Origin of the sequence: Lachnoclostridium sp. An138 (genome assembly GCF_002160765.1) — a bacterium.
In the GTDB taxonomy this organism is placed as follows: Bacteria; Bacillota; Clostridia; order Lachnospirales; family Lachnospiraceae; genus Laedolimicola; species Laedolimicola faecalis.
In genome coordinates this window covers 76,071-99,282 of the sequence record NZ_NFLF01000004.1, presented here as the reverse complement: position 1 = coordinate 99,282, position 23,212 = coordinate 76,071, and the positions used below count along the sequence as shown (strand labels likewise).

21 protein-coding genes and 2 pseudogenes are annotated in these 23,212 nt (G+C 51.7%); 21 read left to right on the top strand and 2 right to left on the bottom strand.

The annotated features are described in order from the left end of the window. Nucleotides 1-183 precede the first annotated feature (183 nt). The 3 genes from B5E82_RS04880 to B5E82_RS04870 all read left to right on the top strand — a co-directional run bounded on the left by B5E82_RS04880 (nucleotide 184) and on the right by B5E82_RS04870 (nucleotide 4,518). The gene (locus tag B5E82_RS04880) at nucleotides 184-2,121 is read left to right on the top strand and encodes a beta-glucoside-specific PTS transporter subunit IIABC (RefSeq protein ID WP_087306365.1); all 1,938 of its coding nucleotides are present in this window, start codon (nucleotides 184-186) and stop codon (nucleotides 2,119-2,121) included. Nucleotides 2,122-2,258: 137 nt separating this feature from the next. Then, entirely contained in the window at nucleotides 2,259-3,674 is a 1,416-nt protein-coding gene (locus B5E82_RS04875; protein WP_087306363.1) for a glycoside hydrolase family 1 protein, read from the top strand. A 4-nt stretch (nucleotides 3,675-3,678) separates the two neighbouring features. Further along, nucleotides 3,679-4,518, top strand: coding sequence for a PRD domain-containing protein (locus B5E82_RS04870; RefSeq protein WP_087306361.1), 840 nt, complete (start codon nucleotides 3,679-3,681; stop codon nucleotides 4,516-4,518). Nucleotides 4,519-4,621: 103 nt separating this feature from the next. Here B5E82_RS04870 and B5E82_RS04865 read toward each other — a convergent pair whose 3' ends face one another. Then, nucleotides 4,622-5,257 carry a hypothetical protein gene (locus tag B5E82_RS04865; RefSeq protein WP_087306359.1) on the bottom strand — a complete coding sequence of 212 codons (636 nt, stop codon included), beginning with the start codon at nucleotides 5,255-5,257 and terminating at the stop codon, nucleotides 4,622-4,624. 273 nt (nucleotides 5,258-5,530) lie between these two features. Between B5E82_RS04865 and B5E82_RS04860 the strand changes: the two genes are divergently transcribed. Both B5E82_RS04860 and B5E82_RS04855 read left to right on the top strand, forming a co-directional pair. Further along, the gene (locus tag B5E82_RS04860) at nucleotides 5,531-6,157 is read left to right on the top strand and encodes a GNAT family N-acetyltransferase (protein ID WP_087306356.1); all 627 of its coding nucleotides are present in this window, start codon (nucleotides 5,531-5,533) and stop codon (nucleotides 6,155-6,157) included. A gap of 13 nt (nucleotides 6,158-6,170) precedes the next feature. Further along, a pseudogene (locus B5E82_RS04855) lies at nucleotides 6,171-6,530 on the top strand (VOC family protein); the annotation flags it as partial. A gap of 151 nt (nucleotides 6,531-6,681) precedes the next feature. Here B5E82_RS04855 and B5E82_RS04850 read toward each other — a convergent pair. Then, a complete protein-coding gene (locus B5E82_RS04850) occupies nucleotides 6,682-7,107 on the bottom strand; it encodes a MerR family transcriptional regulator (protein WP_087306352.1) in 426 nt (141 codons plus the stop codon). A gap of 145 nt (nucleotides 7,108-7,252) precedes the next feature. Between B5E82_RS04850 and B5E82_RS04845 the strand changes: the two genes are divergently transcribed. The 16 genes and pseudogenes from B5E82_RS04845 (at nucleotide 7,253) to dnaK (ending at nucleotide 23,156) form a co-directional block, all read left to right on the top strand. Continuing rightward, a complete protein-coding gene (locus tag B5E82_RS04845) occupies nucleotides 7,253-8,344 on the top strand; it encodes an aldo/keto reductase (RefSeq protein ID WP_206415625.1) in 1,092 nt (363 codons plus the stop codon). Nucleotides 8,345-8,476: 132 nt separating this feature from the next. Beyond that, nucleotides 8,477-9,484: a DUF362 domain-containing protein gene (locus B5E82_RS04840; protein ID WP_087306350.1), complete on the top strand. Its 1,008-nt coding sequence runs from the start codon at nucleotides 8,477-8,479 to the stop codon at nucleotides 9,482-9,484. A gap of 25 nt (nucleotides 9,485-9,509) precedes the next feature. Continuing rightward, nucleotides 9,510-10,037 carry a Holliday junction resolvase RecU gene (locus B5E82_RS04835; protein ID WP_087306348.1) on the top strand — a complete coding sequence of 176 codons (528 nt, stop codon included), beginning with the start codon at nucleotides 9,510-9,512 and terminating at the stop codon, nucleotides 10,035-10,037. Nucleotides 10,038-10,281: 244 nt separating this feature from the next. After that, nucleotides 10,282-11,247, top strand: a pseudogene (hisZ, locus tag B5E82_RS18825) (ATP phosphoribosyltransferase regulatory subunit); the annotation flags it as partial. 21 nt (nucleotides 11,248-11,268) lie between these two features. Then, nucleotides 11,269-11,937 (top strand): ATP phosphoribosyltransferase, encoded by a 669-nt coding sequence (gene hisG, locus B5E82_RS18820; RefSeq protein ID WP_275533158.1) that lies wholly within the window; start codon nucleotides 11,269-11,271, stop codon nucleotides 11,935-11,937. Nucleotides 11,938-12,010: 73 nt separating this feature from the next. Then, a complete protein-coding gene (locus tag B5E82_RS04825; RefSeq protein WP_087306344.1) occupies nucleotides 12,011-13,063 on the top strand; it encodes an acyltransferase family protein in 1,053 nt (350 codons plus the stop codon). Beyond that, nucleotides 13,060-14,361 (top strand): histidinol dehydrogenase, encoded by a 1,302-nt coding sequence (hisD, locus tag B5E82_RS04820; protein ID WP_087306343.1) that lies wholly within the window; start codon nucleotides 13,060-13,062, stop codon nucleotides 14,359-14,361. Before B5E82_RS04825 ends, hisD begins: the two co-directional genes overlap by 4 nt. 11 nt (nucleotides 14,362-14,372) lie before the next feature. Then, nucleotides 14,373-14,960, top strand: coding sequence for an imidazoleglycerol-phosphate dehydratase HisB (gene hisB / locus B5E82_RS04815; RefSeq protein WP_087306341.1), 588 nt, complete (start codon nucleotides 14,373-14,375; stop codon nucleotides 14,958-14,960). A 34-nt stretch (nucleotides 14,961-14,994) separates the two neighbouring features. Then, a complete protein-coding gene (gene hisIE / locus B5E82_RS04810) occupies nucleotides 14,995-16,053 on the top strand; it encodes a bifunctional phosphoribosyl-AMP cyclohydrolase/phosphoribosyl-ATP diphosphatase HisIE (protein ID WP_242966249.1) in 1,059 nt (352 codons plus the stop codon). A 119-nt stretch (nucleotides 16,054-16,172) separates the two neighbouring features. Further along, on the top strand, nucleotides 16,173-16,514 hold the full coding sequence (locus tag B5E82_RS04805; RefSeq protein ID WP_087306338.1) for a hypothetical protein: 342 nt from the start codon (nucleotides 16,173-16,175) through the stop codon (nucleotides 16,512-16,514). A 27-nt stretch (nucleotides 16,515-16,541) separates the two neighbouring features. Beyond that, nucleotides 16,542-17,231 (top strand): AzlC family ABC transporter permease, encoded by a 690-nt coding sequence (locus B5E82_RS04800; protein ID WP_087306337.1) that lies wholly within the window; start codon nucleotides 16,542-16,544, stop codon nucleotides 17,229-17,231. Beyond that, the gene (locus tag B5E82_RS04795) at nucleotides 17,228-17,554 is read left to right on the top strand and encodes a branched-chain amino acid transporter permease (protein WP_087306335.1); all 327 of its coding nucleotides are present in this window, start codon (nucleotides 17,228-17,230) and stop codon (nucleotides 17,552-17,554) included. Before B5E82_RS04800 ends, B5E82_RS04795 begins: the two co-directional genes overlap by 4 nt. Before the next feature lie 28 nt (nucleotides 17,555-17,582). Further along, nucleotides 17,583-19,502 (top strand): DUF2142 domain-containing protein, encoded by a 1,920-nt coding sequence (locus B5E82_RS04790; RefSeq protein ID WP_087306333.1) that lies wholly within the window; start codon nucleotides 17,583-17,585, stop codon nucleotides 19,500-19,502. Between the two features lie 75 nt (nucleotides 19,503-19,577). After that, nucleotides 19,578-20,222, top strand: a complete 645-nt coding sequence (locus B5E82_RS04785; RefSeq protein ID WP_162610706.1) for a DUF3786 domain-containing protein — start codon at nucleotides 19,578-19,580, stop codon at nucleotides 20,220-20,222. A 116-nt stretch (nucleotides 20,223-20,338) separates the two neighbouring features. After that, nucleotides 20,339-21,178 (top strand): MerR family transcriptional regulator, encoded by an 840-nt coding sequence (locus tag B5E82_RS04780; RefSeq protein ID WP_087306330.1) that lies wholly within the window; start codon nucleotides 20,339-20,341, stop codon nucleotides 21,176-21,178. Between the two features lie 220 nt (nucleotides 21,179-21,398). Then, entirely contained in the window at nucleotides 21,399-23,156 is a 1,758-nt protein-coding gene (gene dnaK / locus B5E82_RS04775) for a molecular chaperone DnaK (RefSeq protein ID WP_087306327.1), read from the top strand. Nucleotides 23,157-23,212 lie beyond the last annotated feature (56 nt).

Sequence of the window (23,212 nt, the reverse complement as noted above, 5' to 3'; positions counted from 1 at the left end):
GAAAAGATTGTGGAAAGCAGTCTTGGATTGTATTCATTTTTGTCGGGTCTTTTTTTCATGCCATTTCCTGTATCCCTGTCTTTCAAGAGACATCCCGGCCGGATGTAAAAGCATCATGTAAGGAACTCCCAGCAGAGAAAAGGCGGACGCTTTTTGAAGCGGGAAAAGAAGGAGAGACGAGTTATGGATTACAACAAGGTAGCCCAGGACATTATTGATAATGTGGGCGGTAAAGCAAATGTAAAACAGGTTACACACTGTTTCACACGTCTGCGTTTTATCCTGAAGGATGAGAGCAAGGCAAAGAAGGACGTGGTAGAGCATCTCGAAGGCGTTATCTCCGTCGTGGTTTCCGGCGGACAGTTCCAGGTAGTCTGCGGCGCGAAGGTGACGAAGATTTATGACGCGGCGGTGGCGATTCTGGGAGACAGCGTGGCGGCTTCCGCTGACGAGGTGGATATCCCCGAGCAGAAGCAGAGTCTTGGAAATATGATTCTGCAGAAGATTACTGAGATCTTCACTCCGCTGGTGCCGGCTATCGCTGCGGCAGGTCTGATCAAAGGTCTTCTTGCGGCTTTTGCCAAGATTCCGGGCTTTGATTCCACGACCAGCACCTATGTGATTATGAATACGGCCAGCAACGTCATTTTCTATTTCATGCCGATTTTCCTGGCCTATACTACAGCAAAGGCGTTAAAGTGCAGCACGGTTATCTCCATGATTCTGGGCGCGTTTATCTGTCATCCGACCATTGACGCCCTGGTACAGGATGTGGCTACGAAATCTACGATCTTCGGTCTTCCGGTTATCAAGATGGAGTTCGCGGTAGGAGAATCCAGTAAGATTTTTGCTTATACCGAGTCGGTTATCCCGATTATCCTGGGCGTAATTGTACTGTATTTCCTGGAGAAACTCTTAAAGAAGATCATTCCGGAGATCCTGCAGCTGATTCTGGTTCCCGGACTGTCTCTGATTATCATGGTTCCGGTTATGCTGGTTGTAGTAGGACCTGTGGGAATCTATGTAGGTTATCTTGTTCAGTGGCTGTACACAGCTCTTTACAGCTTCAGCCCGGTACTCGGCGGTATCATCGTCGGCGGTCTCTGGGGCGTATGCGTTATCTTCGGCGCGCACAGAGCTCTGCTCCCCATCGGTCTGAACGATGTGGCCATGACCGGTACGAACACTCTGATGTGCTTCGCCGGTTCCGCGAACTTCTCTCAGGCAGGCGCGGCGCTTGGCGTTATGCTTAAGACAAAGAGCAAAGAACTCAAGCAGGTAGCGGCTTCCGCATCCCTGTCCGCATGGCTGGTAGGTATTACCGAGCCCGCCATCTATGGCTGTAACCTTCGTCTGAAGAAACCCATGATCTGCGCGGTTATCGCCGGAGCTGTCGGCGGCGGTATCATGGGTATCGGAAATGCGGTAAACACTGGTTTCGCAAACAACGGTATCCTGACCATCATGTCTTACTATGGAGAGGGAACGAGCCTTGGACAGTTCCTGGCTTATATCATCGGTATCTGCGTAGCCTTCTTTGGCGCAGCTATCCTGACCTACATCGTAGGCTTTGAGGATGTGGACGCGGCTCCGGCCGGAGCAAAGGCTCTGGAGGCTGATCTGGGAATTCCGGCTCCGGAAGTTTCCGCTCCGGTGCATACAGGTGAGAAGGTTGAAATCGCTTCCCCGGTAGAGGGAAAGGCTTATCCCCTCGACGAAGTGCAGGATGAGGTATTTGCCTCCGGCGCGCTCGGAAAGGGAATTGCAGTGCTCCCCAGCAAGGGAGAGGTCGTAGCTCCGGCTGACTGTACCGTATCCGTTCTGTATCCGACTCTCCACGCCATCGGCCTGAAGCTGGAGGACGGCACAGAGCTTCTGATTCACATCGGCATGGATACCGTTTCCATGAACGGCGACGGCTTTACAAAGCACGTAAACGAAGGAGATACCATTAAGAAGGGCACTCCGATTGTATCCTTTGATATTGACAAGATTAAGGCCGCAGGCCATGACACTACAGTCAGCGTGATTATCTCCAATACCGGAGATTTCGCTGAGGTAGAAGGTGTTCCGGCTGAGCATGCGGACCTGAGCCAGGTTGTTATCAAAGCTGTGAAATAATCCGGCCGGTCCGGTTCGGACGGCCGCACAGCGCCTGTGGAAGCATCATCTTCCGCAGAAACAATAAAGGAAACGTGTCCGCGTATGGAAGCTGGTTTTTCTGTACGCGGACAGCCATATAAAAAGGAGAACAGGATATGAGTCAACATTTTCCCGATAATTTTCTCTGGGGCGCTTCCTCCTCTGCATTTCAGATTGAGGGAGGATGGGATGAGGACGGCAAGGGTATGACCGTGGCCGACTACAATTCCTTCAAGCGTTCCGACAAGCAGGCGGACAGCAAGGTAGCCAGCGACTTTTACCATCACTGGAAAGAGGATATCGATCTGATGAAAGAGATGGGCATGAAGGCTTACCGCTTCTCCCTGTCCTGGGCGCGCATCATTCCGGATGGAGACGGAGAGGTAAACCAGAAGGGCCTTGATTTCTACAATCAGGTCATCAACTATCTGATCGAGCAGGGAATTCAGCCTCTTGTAACTTTGTATCATTTTGACTTGCCATATGCCCTGGTCACGAAGTATAATGGCTGGGAGTGCAGAGACTGCGCCTATGCCTTCGAGCGCTACGCCCGTATCTGCTTCGAGGCCTTTGGCGACAGAGTAAAATGCTGGCAGACTATCAATGAGCAGAATCTGATGATCCGTGTCAACAACCGTATGAATATCTACGTGGAGGATGACTGGGAGGCAGACCGGATGCGGGCTCAGATGGATTACCATATGTTCCTGGGACACGCGCTGGCTGTGAACGCCTGCCATGAGATGGTGGAAGGCGGAATGATTGCTCCCGCCGTATCCTCTACCTGCACCTATCCGCTGACGAATAAGCCGGAAGATGTATGGGCCGCGAAGATGAACGACTGGTTCAAGACCAATTACAGCCTGGAAATGTATACGAAGGGCGAATATCCCGGCTATTACATGCGGTATCTGAAGGAGCGGAATATCGTACCGAAGATGGAAGAGGGCGACCGGGAGATTCTGAAGAAAGCGAAGATCGACTATATTGCCCTGAATTATTACCGGACGCTCTGCGCCAGCTATCTGTCTGCGGACGAGGACCATCCCATTGGCTCCCGGGTATTCCGCGGAAACGAAGTAGATTTTGACCAGTACGGCTACTGTCGGGACGAGAAGAACGAAAACCTGAAGGCCAGCGAATACGGCGCTCAGATCGATCCCATGGGACTCCGGATCGTGCTGAACGAGTATTACCGCCTTTACCATCTGCCGCTGATCATTACGGAAAATGGTCTCGGCATGGCGGATGAGCTGACTGAGGACGGCCGCGTGCATGACGACTACCGGATCGACTATCTGCGCAGCCATATCAAAGCGATTGGGGACGCTATCGAAGACGGCGTCGAGATGATGGGTTACTGCCCCTGGTCTGTGATGGACCTGTTGAGCTCCCATCAGGGCTTCCGGAAGCGCTACGGCTTTATCTATATCAACCGGGATGATTTTGATCTGAAAGATCTGGCCCGGATTAAGAAAGACAGTTTTTACTGGTATCAGAACGTAATCAAGACAAACGGGGAGAGCTTGTGATCACATGCGTGTAGTGAAAGTGCTGAACAATTCTCTGGTCCTTGCCCTGGACGACGCGGGGCAGGAGACCATCCTCATGGGCAAGGGAATCGGTTATCATAAATCTATAGGGTATCAGTTTCAGGAAAGCGAGATTGAAAAGGTCTTCGTCCTGAAGGACAAGGTGGTATCGAGGAATATCATCCGACTGGCTGCTGAGACGGACGCAGTCTATTTTGAGCTGGCAAAGTCCGTGATCGACTATGCCATTGAAACCTATGGAATGAAGCTGATGGATCATATTTATCTTTCTCTGACGGACCACCTGTCCTTTGCGGCCAGGCGGATCCGGGAGGGAATCGTTCTGCAGAATTTCTACACGCTGGAAATGAAAAAGTTCAATCCCAATGAGTTTCAGGTGGGTGAGTACGCGGTGTCTCTGATGAGTGAACAGCTTGGCATGGAGGTTCCTATGGATGAGGCCGGCAATATTGCCTTTCATTTCATCAATGCTCAGTACGATCACCCTTACAACAGCCAGAACCTGCTGATTGCCAGTACGGTCAGCGACATTCTGGATATTGTAAAGTACAGCTTTGGCATCACCTACAATGAAGACAGCACGCCCTATTCCCGGTATGTGACCCATGTGCAGCTTTTTGTGCAGCGCCTAGTCAGCCGGAACCAGCTCCCGGATGAGAAGTCCAGTCTTCTCTATGAGCAGATCTCGGCGGTCTGCCAGAAGGAGTTTGAGTGCGTGGAAAAGATTCAGATCTATGTGATGGACAAGTTCCGGCAGAAGCTCACAAGCCAGGAACGGATGTATCTGGCTTTACATATCCACCGGGTGCTGGAGGAGCAGTAATCGGCATATTTTGTCTGACGATTTACAGACAGGCGGGAAAGAAAGGCTTTCAAGACTTTTCATTCCCGCCTGTCTTCTGCTTCCGTTTTCTGCTTTCGGTTCGTTATTCAGCTTCTTCAGAAGCAAATTCCAGTGTCACTGCCTGAATCAGCTCCATCTGGCTGAGATTTGATGTGTCATAATAATCCTGAAGACGGCAGCTGTAGGCAGTATTTCCGGTTGTGTAGGACAGAATTGCCACAGGCACTTCCGTGTTCGGTTCCATTTCCTGAAATTCCGGAAGAAAAGTCCTAGTACAGGCCATCGGTTCCCGGCCGGCAGGAGGGTCCGTCTCATAAGTCATGCTGCTTCCGTCCAGTTTAAAACAAAATTCCAGGGAATAATCCTTTCGTACCTGCATGGTAAAAAGGCCTTCTGTCTCTTTTGTCATTTCCTGCTCATCCAAGAAGATTTTGCCGCTGTCTGCCTCTTTCCAGTTTCTGTCTTCCCCCAGAGTGTAAAGCCTTACGATGAGTTCTTCCGTCCCTGCCGGCGCGCGGAACGTAAGAATCAGGGAATTCATATCTGTAATGCCAAGGGCAGACAAAAGCGCTCGCTCGTCTTCTGTCAGTTCATACGGCGCGGCGCCGTTTTTTTCCGAAGCCGCAGCATCTGCAGAACTGTCATTGCATGCAGTCAGACTCAGAAGAACAGCGGATAGAACTACAGCGTTTAATAATGCTTTGAAGATTTTTTTCAATAAAATCCCCCCTTTTTGAAAAACAAACCTGGCGCTGCAATAATCTTATCCTCAGTTGACGGGAGGCGTGTGTGTCCTTGTCAACTGAGGGTATAAACAGTATAGCAGATAACTGATTTTGCAGCAATAAAGTGATAGGAAAAATGACGCCCGGGCGCTGTTTTTCCGGGAATCCGAGAGGCCAGAACCGCTCTTTTTCGGGTATTGCGGATTCGCTGCTTTCGTACTATAATAAAACGAAATTACACAAAAAGGAAAAGGGAGAGAACAGGCATGAGTGGAAGCGATTATACCATACGCCCGGAGGCGCCTTCTGATTATCGGGCCGCAGAGGAACTGACACGGGAAGCTTTCTGGAACGTATATCGTCCCGGATGTACCGAACACTATGTACTGCACTGCTTCCGGGAACGGGAAGAGTTCGTGCCGGAGCTGGATCTGGTTATGGAAAAAGACAGAAAGCTCATCGGACACATAATGTATGCACGGGCGGAGATCCAGGCCGATGACGGAAGAAAAATTCCGATCCTGGCCTTTGGCCCCATCAGCATTGCGCCGGAATACCAGCGGAAAGGCTATGGGAAGATTCTTCTGGATGATTCCATGAAAAAAGCAGCGGACCTGGGAGCGGGCGCGATCTGCATTGAAGGAAATCCTGATTTTTACGGAAAATCCGGCTTTGTTACCGCCAGCACAAAAGGAATTCATTACTTTGCGGAGCCCCGGGAGGCGGAAGTGCCCTATTTCCTGGTCAGAGAGCTGAAAGAAGGATACCTGAACGGCGTCACCGGCACTTACCGGCCGCCGGAGGGGTATTTTATTGACGAGGAAGAGACGGAGCAGTTTGATAAGAGCTTTCCGCCAAAAGAAAAGCTGAAGCTGCCGGGTCAGCTTGTGTGAAAAGGTGGGGACTATGAAGCTGAAAAATATTCTGCTTGTGGTGGAGGACGTGGAACGTTCCAGGAAATTTTATCACGATCTGTTCGGCCTGGATGTGATTCTGGATCTGGATGGAAACGTGATTCTGACAGAAGGTCTCGTTCTTCAGGACGCCCGTGTCTGGGAGAAGCTGATCGGAAAGCCTTTTACCTGCGGCGACAGCGATGCGGAACTGTATTTTGAAGAAAATGAGCTGGATACCTTTCTGGAAAAGCTGAACCTGTATCCGCAGGAAATTCGTTTTCTGAATCCCCTGACGGAGCACGGCTGGGGACAGAGAGTGATTCGCCTTTACGATCCGGACGGCCATCTGATAGAAGTGGGAGAGCCGATGGAAGCTGTGGCAAAGCGGCTTTATAAAAGCGGGCTGTCTCTGGAAGAGACTGTGGCAAAAACGCAGTATCCGCTGGAATATGTAAAAGAAATCTGTGAAGAGTCCTAAAAAACCGGCCAGGCTGATTCTGGCCGGTTTTTTAGGACTGGCCTCAGATTCTGCGTCCGGAATTCCGAAGAAAATCCTGATATTCTTTCTGGGCGGCGGCCTCAGAGCCTGTTCGGGCCGCAATTTCATAATAATCCAAAGTATCCTGGGAATGCTTCAGCGCTTTTTGCAGGGATTCCATTTTTTCTATCAGACGTTCCACATGGCTGCGGAAGATTTCAAAACGTTCCTGCAGGGTAGCGTCCCCTTCTTTGACCAGAGTCATAAAATAGCGGATTTCTTTTATCTGGAGCCCTGACTGTTTAAAACATTCGATCAGCTCAAGCACATAGAGATCCTCATCTGAAAAAATACGGTATCCGGATTCTTTCCTGCGCAGGTCAGGCAGAAGCCCTTCTTTATCATAATAGCGCAGAGTCGGAATCGAGAGGCCGGTAAGCGCGGAGACTTCCTTTATCGTATATGTCATAAGTGTTCTCCCTTTTCATGGAAAATGTTCGGTTATACCTGCGGAACAGGGTCTTGACTCTAAAGTTCACTTTAGAGTTATACTATAAGAAAATCAGGGTGTCAAGTAACTTGCAGAACACTGGAAAGTCAGGGAGAAACTTATTATGAATACGGCAGAAAACAGAGGAAAAGAAAGAGAAGCAGGAAGACAAGAAGCAAAAGAAGGACAGGTACGCCGCAGGGAATTCGCAGACGGCGTCTGTCTGTCAGAGCTTGGCATGGGGGCGATGCGCCTTCCTCAGACGGAAGAGGGATTTGCGAAACCCATTGACCGGGCAGCCGCAGAAGAACTGATTGATTACTGTATGGCGCATGGCGTCAATTATTACGACACTGCTTACATTTACCATGGAGGACAGTCGGAGGCCTTCCTTGGCAGAGCGTTGAAGAAATACCCCAGGGAATCCTATTTCGTGGCGGACAAATTTAATGTGCAGGCGGAACCGGATTTTGAAAAGCAGTTCGAGGACCAGCTTTCCCGTCTGCAGCTGGATTCCATTGACTTTTATCTGCTGCATGGCATGACGGATAAGCTGGTTTCCGACTATCTCGATCATGGAGCGCCGGAATACTTTCTGAAGCAGAAGAAGGCGGGAAAAATCAGGTATTTCGGGTTTTCCTTTCATGGCTCCCCGGAGGCGCTGCGCAGGATTCTGTCCCGTTACCCCTGGGATTTTGTACAGATTCAGCTGAATTATTACGACTGGTTCCATGGAACGGCCAGGGAACAGTATGAAATCCTCCGGGAGCAGAACATTCCCATAATGGTAATGGAACCGGCTCACGGAGGTATGCTGGCAGACCTGCCCGGAAAAGGAAGGGAAACACTTTTGCGGCTTCATCCGGAAGCTTCCCAGGCTTCCTGGGCCTTCCGCTTCCTGCGTACGCTTCCCGGAATCGCGGTAATCTTAAGCGGCATGTCGAAACTGGAGCAGGTAAAGGACAATATTCAGACCTTTTCTGAGCCCGCCGCGCTGACAGAGCAGGAACTGGATATTCCGTTTCTGCTGGCTGCGTACAATGAATACAGGACCGGAGGAGAAAAAGACCTGTCCTCCTGGCGGCTGGCCCGGCTCGCCGCGCTGCCAGAAGAAAGGCAGCCGTCAGCCTGTATCGGCTGCGGCCAGTGTACGGCTCACTGTCCCCAGGGGCTGGACGTTCCCGCTTATATGAAGGAAATGGCGGAGCTGATGTGAAGCCGCAATCGTTTATAGGGCTAGAACAACAGGTTGATTCCCAAATGCGGGCGGATGTGGTACAATAAAAAAAATCCCATAATGAGGATTGAATATGTATCAGAATCTGTATGAAAGAAGGAGGAGTTTCAAATGTCCAATCAGAAACCAGTTCCGGGAACCGGAGGAGATCATTACATTCCTTATGAACAGAGAAGCGGAAAAGAGTCTGTAGTATATTTTACAAGGGATTTATCTGCGGAAGGTCTGCGCAAGATTTATGCCCGTATAAGCGGCTGTCTGACCGGAAAAGTGGGAATTAAGCTTCATACCGGGGAGCCTCACGGGCCGAATATCATTCCCCGACCCTGGGTGGAGGAACTGATCAGAAAAGAGCTTCCGGAGGCGGCGATTGTAGAGACGAATACCTACTATGACGGCGGCCGCTATACGACGGAGGATCATAGAGAAACCCTGAAGACCAACGGCTGGACGTTCTGCCCGGTCGATATCATGGATGAGGACGGGACAACGGCGCTTCCGGTAAAAGGCGGAAAATGGTTTGCCGAGCTGGAGATGGGAAAGAATATTCTGAATTACGATTCCCTGTTCGTGCTGACTCATTTTAAGGGACACAGTAAAGGCGGCTTCGGCGGTTCTAATAAGAATATCGGCATCGGCTGCGCAGACGGCCGTATCGGAAAGGCCAGAATTCACACGACGCCGGGTTCCGACGATCAGTGGGATATCTCGGACGAAGAATTTATGGAACGCATGACAGAATCCGCCAAAGCAGTGGCGGATCATTTCGGAGAGCATATCAGCTATATCAATGTAATGCGCAACATGTCCGTGTCCTGTGACTGTGAGGGTACGGCGGCAGAGCCGGTGGTGACGCCGAATGTGGGAATTCTGGCTTCCCTGGATATCCTGGCTGTCGATCAGGCTTCGGTGGATCTGGTGTATGCCATGAAAGAAGAGGAACATCACGCGCTGGTGGAGAGAATCGAGTCCCGCCATGGCCTGCGCCAGCTGACTTATATGAAAGAGCTTCATATGGGAAATGACAGATACCATCTGATTGACATTGATAACGGCGATCAGGAGATTTCGCCGGCGGATGGGGTAAAGAATCTGGCTCCCTTCCAGAGCGCGGAATAATCTCCGGAAAGAGGACGAAAGAATTATGGCGACCTGGAATTCCAGAGGCCTCAGAGGTTCTACCCTGGAGGAACTGATCAACCGGACCAATGAAAAATACAGAGAGCAGGGACTGGCGCTGATCCAGAAGGTGCCGACTCCGATTACTCCGATCAAGATCGATAAAGAACACCGGCATATCACGCTGGCCTATTTTGACCAGAAAAGTACCGTGGATTACATCGGAGCCGTGCAGGGAATTCCCGTCTGCTTCGACGCTAAAGAGTGCGACAGCGATACCTTCCCGCTTCAGAATATCCATGAGCATCAGGTGAAATTCATGGAAGACTTTGAGAAACAGGAGGGCGTCGCCTTTCTGATTATCTTCTTCTCCCACCGGAATGAGCTCTATTATCTTTCCTACCGGAGGATGCGGGAGTTCTGGGACCGGGCGGCTGCCGGAGGGCGCAAAAGCTTCCGGCACGAGGAGCTTTCGCCGGAGTTTGTGCTGAATCCCCACGGGGGCTATCTGGTGCCTTATCTGGATGGAATTCAGAAAATGATGGATACGTAGCGCAACTGTTCAAGGCTTTTGCGTTTTATGGTGTCTGAAGAGCCAAATGACCATGAAACCCTGATTTGCGGGGCTTTGTGGTCATTTTTTGTGTTTTGGAATACGATTTTGATACACAGACAGGCTGGTGAAAAGTCATTGATGCGGAAAAGACGCGCCGCCTGTCCCCTTTTGCACGTTGCACATTTCCGGCAGAATATGTTACAATACAGGATAGATTTCAGCTAAAGGAGCGTTCACCGATATGAAAAACCAGAATCCGATCTTACATACGCCCGAGGGCGTGAGGGACATTTACGGCAGTGAGTTTGTGCAGAAGTTTGAACTGCAGCAGCTTCTCTACCGTGTCCTCGCGGAACGCGGCTACCAGGGCATTGAAACGCCTACTTTTGAGTTCTTCGATGTATTTTCCCGAGAAGTGGGAACCGTCCCTTCCCGGGAGCTTTATAAATTCTTTGACAAGGAAGGCAATACGCTGGCGCTGCGCCCGGATATGACGCCATCCATTGCCCGTGCCGTGTCGAAATATTTCCATGACGAGACGCCGATCCGTCTCTGCTATATGGGCAATACTTTTATCAACTACGATAAATATCAGGGCCGTCTCAAGGAGACAACCCAGCTTGGCGCGGAGCTCATGGGCGAGGAAAGCGTCTCTGCGGATGTGGAGCTTCTGTCGGTGCTTGTGGAAGCCCTGAAGGCGGCGGGACTGGAAGAATTTCAGGTGAGCGTGGGACAGGTGGAATTTTTCAAGGCCCTTCTGAAGGAAGCGGGCATCGGAAGCGAAGCGGAAGAGAGCCTGCGCCGGCTTATTTCTGACAAGAACCGGTTCGCGGCGGAGGAGCTGCTTGCGGACTATGAGCTTTCTCCGAAACTTCGTGAGACTTTTCTGGAAATGGCCACGCTTTCCGGTTCTGCGGAAGCCCTCGAGAAGGCCAGAGCCCTTACAGACAATCCGGAAGCGCTGAAGGCTCTCGGCCGTCTGGAAGATATCTACAGAGGTCTGAAGGAAAAAGGGTTTGAAAAATATATCAGCTTCGATCTGAGTATGCTGAGCAAATACAATTACTACACCGGAATTGTGTTCCGGGCGTATTCCTATGGCTATGGCGAACCGGTGGCCAAGGGAGGCCGCTACGATACTCTGCTTTCTCATTTCGGGCGGGAGCTTCCGGCGGTCGGCTTTGCCATTGTGGTGGATCAGCTCCAGAGAGCGCTGAACAGCAGCGAGATCCGGAAAGAGGCAGCGGGACCAGAGGGGACGCGGTATCTGACCTTCGCGCTGACCAAGGGACGTCTGGCAAAAAAGACCCTGGAGCTTCTGGAACAGGTGGGAATCACCTGCGAAGAGATGAAAGATCCGGACAGCCGGAAGCTGATCTTTGTCAACGACGAGCTGAAGCTGAAATTTTTCCTTGCGAAAGGGCCGGACGTGCCGACCTATGTGGAGTACGGCGCTGCTGATATCGGCGTGGTGGGAAAGGATACGCTGGTGGAAGAAGGGCGGAAGATGTATGAAGTGCTGGATCTGGGCTTTGGCAAGTGCCGGATGTGTGTCTGCGGTCCGGCTTCCGCACGGGAAAAGCTGGCCCACCAGGAGCAGATCCGGGTGGCGACCAAGTATCCGGATATTGCCAAGGATTATTTTTATAATCAGAAGCACCAGACCGTAGAGATTATCAAACTGAACGGTTCCATCGAGCTGGCTCCGCTGGTGGGACTTTCCGAGGTCATTGTAGATATTGTGGAGACAGGCTCTACCTTAAGAGAGAACGGCCTGGAGGTGTTGGAAGAGATCATGCCGCTTTCCGCGCGCATGGTGGTAAATCAGGTGAGCATGAAGATGGAAGCGGAGCGGATCACAAAGCTGATTCAGGCTCTGAAGGCGGCGCTTTCCTGACAGACGCAGATTCTTCCAGATACAGGATGTTTGTATAACGACTGTGCCCTAAAACGACTGACAGGAGGATTTCATGCCGCGGAAACGACTGACTTATCTGGATATGGCAAAAGGCGTGGGAATTTTTCTTGTGGTCCTGGGCCATATCGAATATATCCAGGAGGATACCCTGAAATGGATTTCCTCCTTTCATATGCCGCTGTTTTTTGTGATAGGCGGCATCCTGAGCTATGCAAAGCGGAACGAAAAAAAGCCTTTTTTTACAGCGCTTGCGGGAAAAGCCAGGGGAACCCTGCTTCCGTACGCCGCTTTTACTATTATGCTTCTGGCTGTGAATACCTTTGGGCTCTTTTTTGATCCGGGGGATCTTACGGCTTCCCAGCTGGCAAGGCAGTATGTGGACGCTGCGACCGGATACGGGATTCATATTCTGTGGTTCCTGCCGGCCTATTTTACCGCGGGAGCTCTGTTTCTGCTGTTGGACAGAAGGTTTCGGCCCGGACTGAGGAACGGAGCGGTTCTTATTCTGTCCCTGCTGGCTTTAGGTATTACGGTAGCCTTTCATCTGGACCGGTATGTGTCCATGAACCTGACGCTTGCAGGCTATGCCGGGATGGATCTGCTGATCACGGTTCTGCGGGGAATTCTGGCCATGCCGTTTCTGCTGGCGGGCTGGTATCTGGGGCTTTTGGAGGAAAAGCTTTTTTCGGGAAGACGGAAGGAAAAAGGACGCCTTATCTGTCTGGCTCTCGGACTTCTCATGATTCCGGGCAGCCTGCTTGCTCTGGCGTCCCCGGTCTTTGACCTTCATTATCTGTACGTGGAGCCCCTTCATTACCTGACGGCCCTTCTGATCTGCACCGGTCTTCTCGGCCTGATGAGAGCTCTTCCGGAAAGCCGGATTCTGTCCTGGCTGGGGAGAAACTCACTTGTGATTATGTGTACACACGCCGCGTTTTTCGTGGTATACTATGTATCGTTAGGAATGTTTTTTATCGACAACCGGATTCCGCTGCCGCAGCCCCTGTTCAATCTGGGAACCGCCGTATTTGTCTGTGTGGCTGAAATTCCGATTGTCTGGATTTTTAACCGATATTTCGGATATCTGCTTGGGAGGAAGTCATGAGAGTTATCACACTGGATGAGAACAGCCGGAAAAACCTTCTGGACGAGCTGTTGAAAAGAAGCCCCAACCACTACGGGGCGTATGCGGATCGGGTGAACGCGATCATTGAGGATGTGAAAAAGGATGGAGACAAGGCGCTGTTTTCCTATACGGAGCGTTTTGACGGCGTGCATATAGACGCCGGAAGCATCCGCGTCACAAAAGAAGAGATCGAAGAGGCGTACCGCCTTGTGGACCCTGAGCTTCTGGAGGTCATCCGGAAGGCTCTTGTCAATATCCGCAGCTACCATGAGAAACAGAAACGGTACAGCTGGTTTGACAGTAAGCCGGACGGCACGCTTCTGGGCCAGAAAATCAGCGCCCTTGCGTCCTGCGGCGTCTATGTCCCGGGCGGGAAGGCGGTCTATCCGTCTTCCGTGCTGATGAACATTGTGCCGGCCAAGGTGGCCGGAGTGGAACGGATCATCATGACAACCCCGCCCGGAAAGGACGGAAAGGTCTGCGCCAATACGCTGGTGGCGGCCTGCGAAGCCGGGGCGGATGAAATCTACAAGGTGGGCGGCGCCCAGGCCATCGCGGCGCTGGCTTACGGAACGGAAAGCGTGCCGAAGGTAGACAAGATCGTAGGCCCCGGAAATATCTATGTGGCCCTGGCGAAAAAGGCGGTCTATGGTTTCGTAAGCATCGATTCCATCGCCGGTCCCAGCGAGATTCTGGTGCTGGCCGACGAGACAGCCAATCCCCGCTATGTGGCGGCGGATCTCCTAAGCCAGGCGGAGCATGACGAGATGGCCTCTGCGATTCTTGTGACCACCAGCAGGGAACTGGCAGAGAAAGTACAGACAGAGATCAACGGCTTCCTGGAGAAGCTTTCCAGACGGGCCATTCTGGAGAAATCCCTGGAAAATTACGGCTATATTCTGATTGCGGACAGTATGGAGGAGGCTGTTAAAGCAGCCAATGAGATTGCTTCAGAGCATCTTGAGATTGTCACCCGGGACCCCTTCCAGGTGATGACGAAGATCCGGAATGCGGGAGCTATCTTTATCGGCGAATATGCCAGCGAGCCCCTGGGCGACTATTTCGCGGGACCGAACCATGTGCTTCCCACCAACGGAACGGCGAAGTTCTTCTCGCCCTTAAGCGTAGACGATTTTATCAAGAAATCAAGCATTGTCTATTATTCCAGGGAAGCCCTGGAGACTGTACATGAGGATATTGAGACCTTCGCGAAGGCGGAGGGACTGACGGCCCACGCCAATTCCATCGCGGTAAGGTTTGAAAATCAGGGAAAATAAGGAGGAATGACATGGAACGTACCGCAGCGGTTACAAGAACCACAAAAGAGACGGATATCGCAGTCAGACTGAATCTGGACGGCAGCGGAAAGGCGGAGATTTCCACAGGAATCGGCTTTTTCGATCATATGCTGAACGGCTTTGCCCGCCACGGACTCTTTGATCTGAACTGTCAGGTGAAGGGCGATCTGGAGGTGGACTGCCATCATACCATAGAAGATACGGGAATTGTACTGGGACAGGCTATCCGGAAAGCTGTGGGAGACAAGAAGGGAATCGTGCGCTACGGAACCTGTATTCTTCCCATGGACGAGTCTCTGGTGCTCTGTTCCCTGGATCTGTCAGGGCGTCCTTATTATGTTTCTGATGTGGAATTCCCGACAGAGCGGGTGGGAGAGATGGACACCCAGATGGTAAAGGAATTTTTCTATGCCGTTTCCTACAGCGCGGCCATGAACCTGCATTTTAAGATGCTTTCCGGCGGGAACAGCCATCATATGATCGAGGGAATGTTCAAGGCCTTCGCCAAGGCGCTTGATATGGCTGCAGCCCATGACCCGAGGATAACAGACGTATTGTCAACGAAAGGAAGTCTTTGATATGAGCGAACAAAACACAGCGGTAATCCGGCTGATGGCCGGAAAGGTAAAAGGAGAGGAACGGGACGCGGCGGTCCTGGCCAGATATTACAGTGACAACGGAGCTGACGAGATTCTGGTCTTTGATCTGTCCGACGCGGATGAGGATCACGAGCTTTCCATCGGAGTGTTAAAGGAAATCTGCCGGGCGGCAGAGGTTCCGGTAAAAGCCGGAGGACGTATCCGCAGACTGGAGGATGTGAAGAAATATCTGTATGCCGGCTGTGAAAAGGTGATCCTCAATTACGCGAGACAGGATAACATTGACCTGACCGAGGAAGCTTCCAAGCGGTTCGGAAAGGAGAAAATCGCGGCCTCTGTGGACAGCTCCGATGTGGTCAGCGCTCCGGCGGCCCTCGTAGAGGAATATGTGAGCGAACTGATCTATATCAATGAGCTGAAGCCCTTTGAAGAGCGTCTGCACCCGCTGAACTGCAATATGGAGTGGTCCGAGTTCAAGCTGGGACCGGATGGTCTGGTGCCCGTGGTGGTCCAGGATTACCGGACGGACGAGGTACTGATGGTGGCTTATATGAATGAAGAAGCTTTTCAGAAGACCATTGAGACGGGCAAGATGACGTACTGGAGCCGGAGCCGTCAGGAGCTCTGGGTCAAAGGTCTCACCAGCGGCCATTTCCAGTATGTGAAGGAGCTGATTGTAGACTGCGATCTGGACACCATTCTGGCAAAGGTGTCTCAGACCGGAGCGGCCTGCCATACCGGAAATAAGTCCTGCTTCTTCCACGAGATCGCAAGGACAGAGTACAAAAATACGAATCCGTTGAAGGTCTTTGAAAATGTCTATAAGGTGATTGCAGACCGGAAAGCACACCCGAAGGAAGGCTCTTATACGAACTATCTGTTTGACAAGGGCATCGACAAAATCCTGAAGAAAGTGGGAGAAGAGGCTACCGAGCTTGTGATTGCGGCCAAAAATCCGGACCCGGAGGAAATCAAGTATGAAATGTCCGATCTGCTTTACCATGCCATGGTGCTGATGGTGGAGCGGGGCGTGACCTGGGAGGACATCACGGCGGAGCTGGCCAACCGCTGACGCCGCGCAGACGCGCAGTGGGGATTTAAAGGCCCCTGCTGCGAAAACTTCCTTTTCATATGTTTTCCGCCTGTCTCATAGGATAGAAGAAAGGAAGACAGAAATGAGGAAGTGCGGCTATGGCAAAAAACGAAAGACGGGGCGGACAGTACCGGAAGATGCTTCTGGAACAGCGGGGGCAGGCGCCTGAGACGGAGGAGCCGTCCGGCGGCGCTTTTTTCCGTATCCGCCTTTATGTCTGCATCTGCCTTTTTGTGGCTTATGTAATTCTCGATTACACCAAGGCGTCCATCGGCACGGTGGACAGCAGCCGGATTTACGCGGAGATCGAGAGGGATATGACAGATGAAATGGAGCTGCGGGAGGCCTGGTCGAATGCCGTAAATTCCATCTGGGTGTCTGATTCAGAGGAAGACTCTGTTCCGGAGGAAGATGAAAGCACGCAGACGGAAGAAGACTAAAATATGGTAAAGTGAGAGTTGCCCAAGATGAAAGAGACAGTCAGATTTGCGTTTTTGAAAACCATCCCGGTGATGCTGGGATATCTTTTTCTGGGGCTTGCGTTTGGACTTTTGCTGCAGGAAGCGGGCTACAGCTTCTGGTGGGCGCTGCTTGCCAGCACAATCGTCTATGCAGGCTCCATTCAGTTTGTTCTGGTCAGCTTCCTTGGCGGAGGGACAAGCCTTCCGGCCGTGGCGGTGATGACCCTTCTGATCAACAGCCGCCATGCCTTTTACGGCTTAAGCTTTGTGGAAAAATTCCGAAAAATGAAGACCTATCCCTATATGGTCTTTTCCCTGACTGACGAGACCTATTCCCTGCTCTGTTCCTTAAAGACGCCTGCGGGGGTGGATGAGAAAAAAGCGATGTTTCTGATCTCCCTGTTTGATCAGATATACTGGATCGCAGGTTCCGTGGCAGGAGCTGCTCTGGGGCAGGTTCTGCCCTTCGACATGACGGGAATCGATTTTGCCATGACGGCCCTTTTTGTTACCATCTTTGTGGATCAGTGGCGTGAGGCAAAGTCCCATCTGCCTGCCGTCGCCGGCCTTATTTCTGCCGTCGTCTGCCTCCTGATCTTTGGCGGAAACAATTTCATCCTGCCGTCCCTGATTATTACGGTAGGCGTCCTGATGGGGCTGAGGGGAAGACTTGAGCAGGAGGTGAAAGAAGCATGACAAAGGAACGGGCGCTGATCATTATTCTGCTTGTGGCAGTCTGCACCCTGATTACCAGACTGATTCCCTTTGTGCTGTTTGGCGGAAAGCGCCAGGTGCCCAAAGCAGTGGAGTATCTGGGGCAGATTCTTCCGCCTGCGATTATGGCCACTCTGGTGGTATACTGTCTGAAGGGAGCAGATCTTTTTTCTGCTTCCCACGGAATTCCGGAATTCGTGTCTGTGGCAGTCACAGCCCTGCTGCATGTCTGGAAGCGGAATGTGCTTTTAAGCATTGCCGCGGGAACCGCCTGCTATATGTTCCTGGTGCAGGTGGTATTTTAAACGGTAAAAACAGATTTGGAGAAATGAAATGATGCTGAAATCGATAAGAAACCGAAAATGGGTGCTGGCGGGAGCTGCCGCTTTGCTCTGGCTTCTCATCTGCCTTCTGGTAACTCCTGTATATACGACGGTTACCCTGACTTACGCGGAAGATCCGTCCGGAGAAGTGATTACGACCGTTTTTGCCGGTCCCGGAGAAAATGTGTCCGCTTCCGATGCCAAAAGCCGCGTGGTCAACAGCGGCGTGGCCCGGATTTCCTGGCTGGACTTAAAGTATGGAAACCACTGTTCCTTAAAGCGGATCGATCCGGTGGATCAGGCTTACAGTGGAGGGGAACTGACAGTAGACAGCCTGACGGTGCGGGAAAACGGAATTGTGGTAATTTCTCTGGAAGGAGAAGAACTGAAGGAATATTTCACCGGAAATGAGCAGGTTTCCTTCTCTGACACGGATACCTTTACCTTTTCTGTCACAGGAGAAGATCCGCAGCTTCTTCCCACGGCAGAATTCCAGAATCTTTATACACAGGGAAACCTCCCGGTATTCCTTTTGGGCTGGCTCGTATCCGGCCTTCTTATCCTGCTTCTGGCGCTGCTGGTACGCTGGGTGCTGATTCAGGTGCGGGACGGCTCCCTGCTTGTGAAAATTACCTGCCTTCTGTTTCTGGCCGGCGTACTGGGCGCTGTGCTGATGGTCGTTTACACGGCTCTGCGCAGTCCCTTCTGGCTGAATCCGGACGAGTATGACGTAAAAGCGGCGGTCCTCTATTACTTTACGCATTTTATGCCGCCGGATATCCGCAGTGATATCATCAACGACAGTTATCCGGTATACGGCACCTCCCGGCATTTCGAATTCAACATGTTTTATTTTTACGCAGGCAAGCTCGGACAGTTCTTTTCAGACGCAGCAGTCCAGATCCGCCTGTTCAGCCTGCTTATTTTCGGTATGATGGCAGGCCTCGTCATAAAAAACATACGGAAAAATTACGCGCTTCTGTTCGTATTTCTGCTGACGCCCCAGGTGTGGTACATCTTCAGCTATTCGACCTCGGACGCCCTGGACTTTTTCATGGGATTCCTGTGCCTCTACGAGCTGATTGAGAAGGACAGTATGCTGAACCGGGTCTTAAGGGAAAGCTTCCGAAGGCGGCATATCCTGTATTATGCCCTGCTTTCCATCCTGTTTCTGCACATATTCTGGGCCAAGGCCACCTTCTATACGGTGCTGATGTTCCTGTTCTTTATCCTGCTGATCCGGATGCTGTTCCAGGAGAAGAAGGGAAGAGGACCTTTGTTCCGTAAATATCTGATTCTGGCGGGGATTACGTTGGGACTGTTTGCCATCCGGTATATGATTACGGATTTCCCCTATTATGGTTTCGATAAGCTTGGCGTGATTCTGGATGTGACAGAGCAGAAGGCCGAGTATGGGTACAAGCCTTCCACACCGGCCATGGAAGCTGCCTACTCCATGCGTTTCTTTGAGAAGGGAATTTCCCTTGGAGAGCTGCTGACCCAGTACGATTTTCATACGAATCTGTTCCGCACCTTCGCAGGCTTCTTCGGAAGCTATGCCTTTGGGGAAGCAGACTGGTACTATCTGGTTATGGGCATTCTTTACCTTGTGCTGCTGGGACGCACGGTTCAGCGCCTCTGGAAGCAGAAAAAAGCCATTTACCGCTGGGAAATTGCGGCTGTGGCTTTCACCTGCTTTATCCAGTACGTGCTGATCGTGGGCAACTCCTGGTTCGTGGACTTCCAGCCTCAGGGGCGGTACCTGCTGCCGATTCTGTTCTTTATCGCCTACCTGATATCCCGGGTTGACCGGGTATGGGAAGACAAGGTGCTCCGAACGGTGCTTGTATGCACCTGCGTCCTTTCCCTGTACTGCTTCTGGCATGTGGGAATTCCGAACCTGGTGCCGGATACGGTGGTGCTGCCATAGGAGGCTGCCGTAAGCCCCCTGCTGCGCTATAAGGGCTGTAAGTGGCAGTTGATGCCGGAAAGGAAGGACAGACATATGAATTCTCAGAATCAAAGCAGCGGTCGTACATCCAATTATGAAATCATGAAGCGGCAGATGCAGAAGGAGTTTCTGAAATATGATCAGGAGAAGATGATACAGAAATTTCATCTGGAGAGTGATACAGATTCGATATTTATCCGTTTTGTCAGCAAAGATTACCGGATAGACCGGAAAGATGGCACTGTCAGCGGTTCCGGTGATCATTTGAGGACATTTCAGGAAGCAGGCTATAATGAAGCCATGACGATCTATGATGTGCTTTGCTATTCCAGGGATGAATGCTGTCTGTCCGGGGAATTTGTGAACATGCAGAGTCTTTCTTCTGTCATGGCAGGAAGCGCCAGTTCCGTGGGAGACGGCCTGTTTTCCGGGAAAGTTTTCCGGTTTGACCACAGAGAGGAAGCCCTTTCTGCCGCCTGCCAGAGCCTGGGCGGCGTGAAGGCCGGACGGGGCGATGTGGCTTATCAGCTCCCGCTTTTTGACTTTCTTCCGGTAATATTCCAGTTCTGGAACTCGGACGAAGAATTTCCGCCCAGCCTGCAGTTCTTCACCGATAAAAATATGCTGGAATATATGCATTATGAGACTGTGTGGTTTGCCATGTCACATCTTCTGGAAAGAATAGAGGAAAACATGTGAGCGGAAAAGAAAAGAACGGGATTTTTATGCGGAATTCCTTGACTGTAAACCGGGTTTATACCCTATAATGAAGCCAGAAAGAGGGCGAAAACCCGAAACGTCAGGAGGCGGCGCATATGACAATCGCAGAAGTAGAAGAGAGGACAGGGCTGACCCGCTCAAACATCCGGTTTTATGAAAAGGAAGGTCTGCTTAAGCCTTCCCGGGAGAAAAGCAGCGGATACCGGAATTATTCCGAAGAGGATGTGGACTGCATTCAGAAAATTGCGTTCTTAAGAACGCTTGGAATCTCTGTGGAGGATATCGGGAAAATCATATCCGGAAAGCTGTCTCTGTATCAGACAGTGGAACGGCAGAGCAAAAAACTGCAGGAAAATCTGAAGGCTGCGGAAGCGTCCGCGCTTGCCTGTGAGAAGCTGCTGAAGTCTGGTCCGGTCAGCTTTGAGGAGCTGGATGTGGAGCAGTATACCACAGAGACGGAGGATTACTGGGAGCGCGGCAAATCCGCGTTGCGGTATGATTTTGCCGGGCTTCTCCGCCGCCTGGGAAGCAGGAGGACCTGGGTTATCCTCTGGGTGATCAGCCTGTTTACCGCCATTCTTTCCTGGCCCGGACTGCCCGCGGAGATTCCCATACAGTGGAATCATGGGGAAGCTGTATCTATGGCTCCTAGAGCCTGTATTTTCATATATCCGGCTGTCATGATCGTGTGGCGCATGATTTTGATTCCTTATCTCTATATGACACTCTGGAATACACGGTTTGGAAGTCTTATCGCGGAATATGCGGTGAATGGGCTCTGCTTTGCGGGACTTACCGCAGAAATCTTTACTGTCTTTTACGTCCATGGCGTCATCCGGACAGGAATCTTCCCGCTGCTTGCCGTGGACGGGGCGCTTCTGCTGATGCTTTTGGTGCTGGGCCTGTGGGAACTGAACCGCCAGCTGGAAGACTGAGAAAACAGGTAAAGTGCCGCGCAGGAACGCTGCTGCAGTTTTTTGTTCTGCCGTCTGGTAAAAAGACCCTAAAAAGAATTAAGAAAGTATAAAATCTGTTGACACTCCATTTCAGACTGCTATGATAAACTATAATTGCTGAATGCAGGAAGAATGCGGCTGTGAACCATACTGCCGCCAGCGGAAATAAATTTATCTTAGATACAGGAGTGACAAAAAGATGGGCAAGGTAATTGGTATTGATCTGGGTACGACGAACAGCTGCGTCTCCGTGGTGGAGAACAATGAGCCGGTGATTATCCCGGCCTCTTCCGGCGGGACGACGACGCCGAGCGTGGTAGCTTTTACCAGGAACGGAGAACGGCTGGTAGGAGAAGCTGCCCGCCGGCAGGCAGTGACGAATACGGAGCGCACCATCAGTTCGGTAAAACGGCATATGGGAACGAAGTGGAGCATCCGTATTGACGGAACGGAATACAATCCCCAGACTATCAGCGCCATGATTCTGATGCAGCTTAAGAAAGACGCGGAGGATTTCCTGGGAGAGCCGGTGACAGAAGCGGTGATTACCGTGCCCGCGTATTTTAATGATATACAGAGGCAGGCCACAAAGGACGCCGGCAGGATCGCAGGTCTGGAAGTAAAACGAATCATCAACGAGCCCACCAGCGCGGCTCTTTCTTATGGACTCGACCACGGCGAGCCCCAGAAGGTCATGGTATATGATCTGGGCGGCGGCACTTTCGACGTGTCTGTGATCGAGATTGGAGAAGGCGTCATCGAAGTGCTGGCTACAGCCGGGAACAATCATCTGGGCGGCGATGATTTTGACCAGAGAATTATCGACTGGATGGTAAAAGAATTCAAGGCGCAGCAGCATGTGGACCTGACCGGAGACTTTGCGGCCATGCAGCGCCTCCGGGATGCGGCAGAGCAGGTGAAAAAAGAGCTGTCTGCCACAGAAAGCTCCCAGATTCTTCTGCCATATCTGACCCAGTACAAAGGTACGCCTCTTCATCTGGACATGACACTGACGCGGCCAAAATTTGAAGAACTGATCTGGGATCTGATCGAGAAAACAGCGGAGCCTGTAAAAAACGCCCTGAACGACGCGGGACTTGCCGCTTCGGAATTGAACCGCGTTCTGCTGGTGGGCGGTTCCACGAGAATCCCGGCCGTACAGAGAAAGGTGCGGGAGCTGACCGGAAAAGAGCCCTCCAAAAATATCAATCCGGATGAATGTGTAGCCAAAGGCGCCGCGATTCTGGGAAGCACCCTGCAGGGAAATGCCCTGACAGCGGCCGGACAGGAGCTACTTCTTCTGGATGTGACGCCCATGAGCTTTTCCATCGAGACGGTCGGCGGCGTCGCCACCCGCGTTATCGAACGCAATACCACGCTTCCGATCCGCTATTCCCAGATTTTCTCCACGGCAGCACCCTACCAGCGCAGCGTAGAGATCAACGTCCTGCAGGGCGAGCGGACCATGGCCCGGGACAATAAGAGCATCGGAAAATTCAAGCTGAAGGGTATCAAGGCCGCGCCGGCCGGCGTGCCGCAGATAGAGGTAACTTTTGACATCGATACAAACGGCATTCTGAAAGTGTCCGCAAAAGACATGGATACCGGAAAGGAGCAGTCCATTGTCATCACTGCGGACGACCGGATGTCGGACGCGGAGATCGAACAGGCCATCCGGGACGCCCAGAGTTATGCCGGCCAGGATCAGATACGCCGGGACGCTATCGAGCTTCTTGACGAATCGAGAAAGCTGTGCAACGAGACGGAATTAAGCCTGAAAAATGCCGGAAAGACGCTGGACAGGGCTGCGAAAAAGCAGATCAAGGCTGACAGCACAAGGCTTCAGAAGCTGATCGGAAAGTGCCGTCTGGAAAAGGTGACGGAAGCCGAGCTTGCCGAGATCCGGGAGGCAAAGCAGATCCTCCAGAACAGCGTGGACACCTTGATGCGCAGGTAAGCAGACAGGCTGTTATTTCGGAAACTGGTGTCTGTTTTATAAAATGTAATCCAATC

Bases quoted from the DNA above. Each gene is read 5' to 3' on its own strand.
- B5E82_RS04880 (WP_087306365.1), top strand. From the start codon at position 184: ATGGATTACAACAAGGTAGCCCAGGACATTATTGATAATGTGGGCGGT.
- B5E82_RS04875 (WP_087306363.1), top strand. From the start codon at position 2,259: ATGAGTCAACATTTTCCCGATAATTTTCTCTGGGGCGCTTCCTCCTCT.
- B5E82_RS04870 (WP_087306361.1), top strand. From the start codon at position 3,679: ATGCGTGTAGTGAAAGTGCTGAACAATTCTCTGGTCCTTGCCCTGGAC.
- B5E82_RS04860 (WP_087306356.1), top strand. From the start codon at position 5,531: ATGAGTGGAAGCGATTATACCATACGCCCGGAGGCGCCTTCTGATTAT.
- B5E82_RS04850 (WP_087306352.1), bottom strand. From the start codon at position 7,107: ATGACATATACGATAAAGGAAGTCTCCGCGCTTACCGGCCTCTCGATT.
- B5E82_RS04845 (WP_206415625.1), top strand. From the start codon at position 7,253: ATGAATACGGCAGAAAACAGAGGAAAAGAAAGAGAAGCAGGAAGACAA.
- B5E82_RS04840 (WP_087306350.1), top strand. From the start codon at position 8,477: ATGTCCAATCAGAAACCAGTTCCGGGAACCGGAGGAGATCATTACATT.
- B5E82_RS04835 (WP_087306348.1), top strand. From the start codon at position 9,510: ATGGCGACCTGGAATTCCAGAGGCCTCAGAGGTTCTACCCTGGAGGAA.
- B5E82_RS04825 (WP_087306344.1), top strand. From the start codon at position 12,011: ATGCCGCGGAAACGACTGACTTATCTGGATATGGCAAAAGGCGTGGGA.
- hisD (WP_087306343.1), top strand. From the start codon at position 13,060: ATGAGAGTTATCACACTGGATGAGAACAGCCGGAAAAACCTTCTGGAC.
- hisB (WP_087306341.1), top strand. From the start codon at position 14,373: ATGGAACGTACCGCAGCGGTTACAAGAACCACAAAAGAGACGGATATC.
- hisIE (WP_242966249.1), top strand. From the start codon at position 14,995: ATGGCCGGAAAGGTAAAAGGAGAGGAACGGGACGCGGCGGTCCTGGCC.
- B5E82_RS04805 (WP_087306338.1), top strand. From the start codon at position 16,173: ATGGCAAAAAACGAAAGACGGGGCGGACAGTACCGGAAGATGCTTCTG.
- B5E82_RS04800 (WP_087306337.1), top strand. From the start codon at position 16,542: ATGAAAGAGACAGTCAGATTTGCGTTTTTGAAAACCATCCCGGTGATG.
- B5E82_RS04795 (WP_087306335.1), top strand. From the start codon at position 17,228: ATGACAAAGGAACGGGCGCTGATCATTATTCTGCTTGTGGCAGTCTGC.
- B5E82_RS04790 (WP_087306333.1), top strand. From the start codon at position 17,583: ATGATGCTGAAATCGATAAGAAACCGAAAATGGGTGCTGGCGGGAGCT.
- B5E82_RS04785 (WP_162610706.1), top strand. From the start codon at position 19,578: ATGAATTCTCAGAATCAAAGCAGCGGTCGTACATCCAATTATGAAATC.
- B5E82_RS04780 (WP_087306330.1), top strand. From the start codon at position 20,339: ATGACAATCGCAGAAGTAGAAGAGAGGACAGGGCTGACCCGCTCAAAC.
- dnaK (WP_087306327.1), top strand. From the start codon at position 21,399: ATGGGCAAGGTAATTGGTATTGATCTGGGTACGACGAACAGCTGCGTC.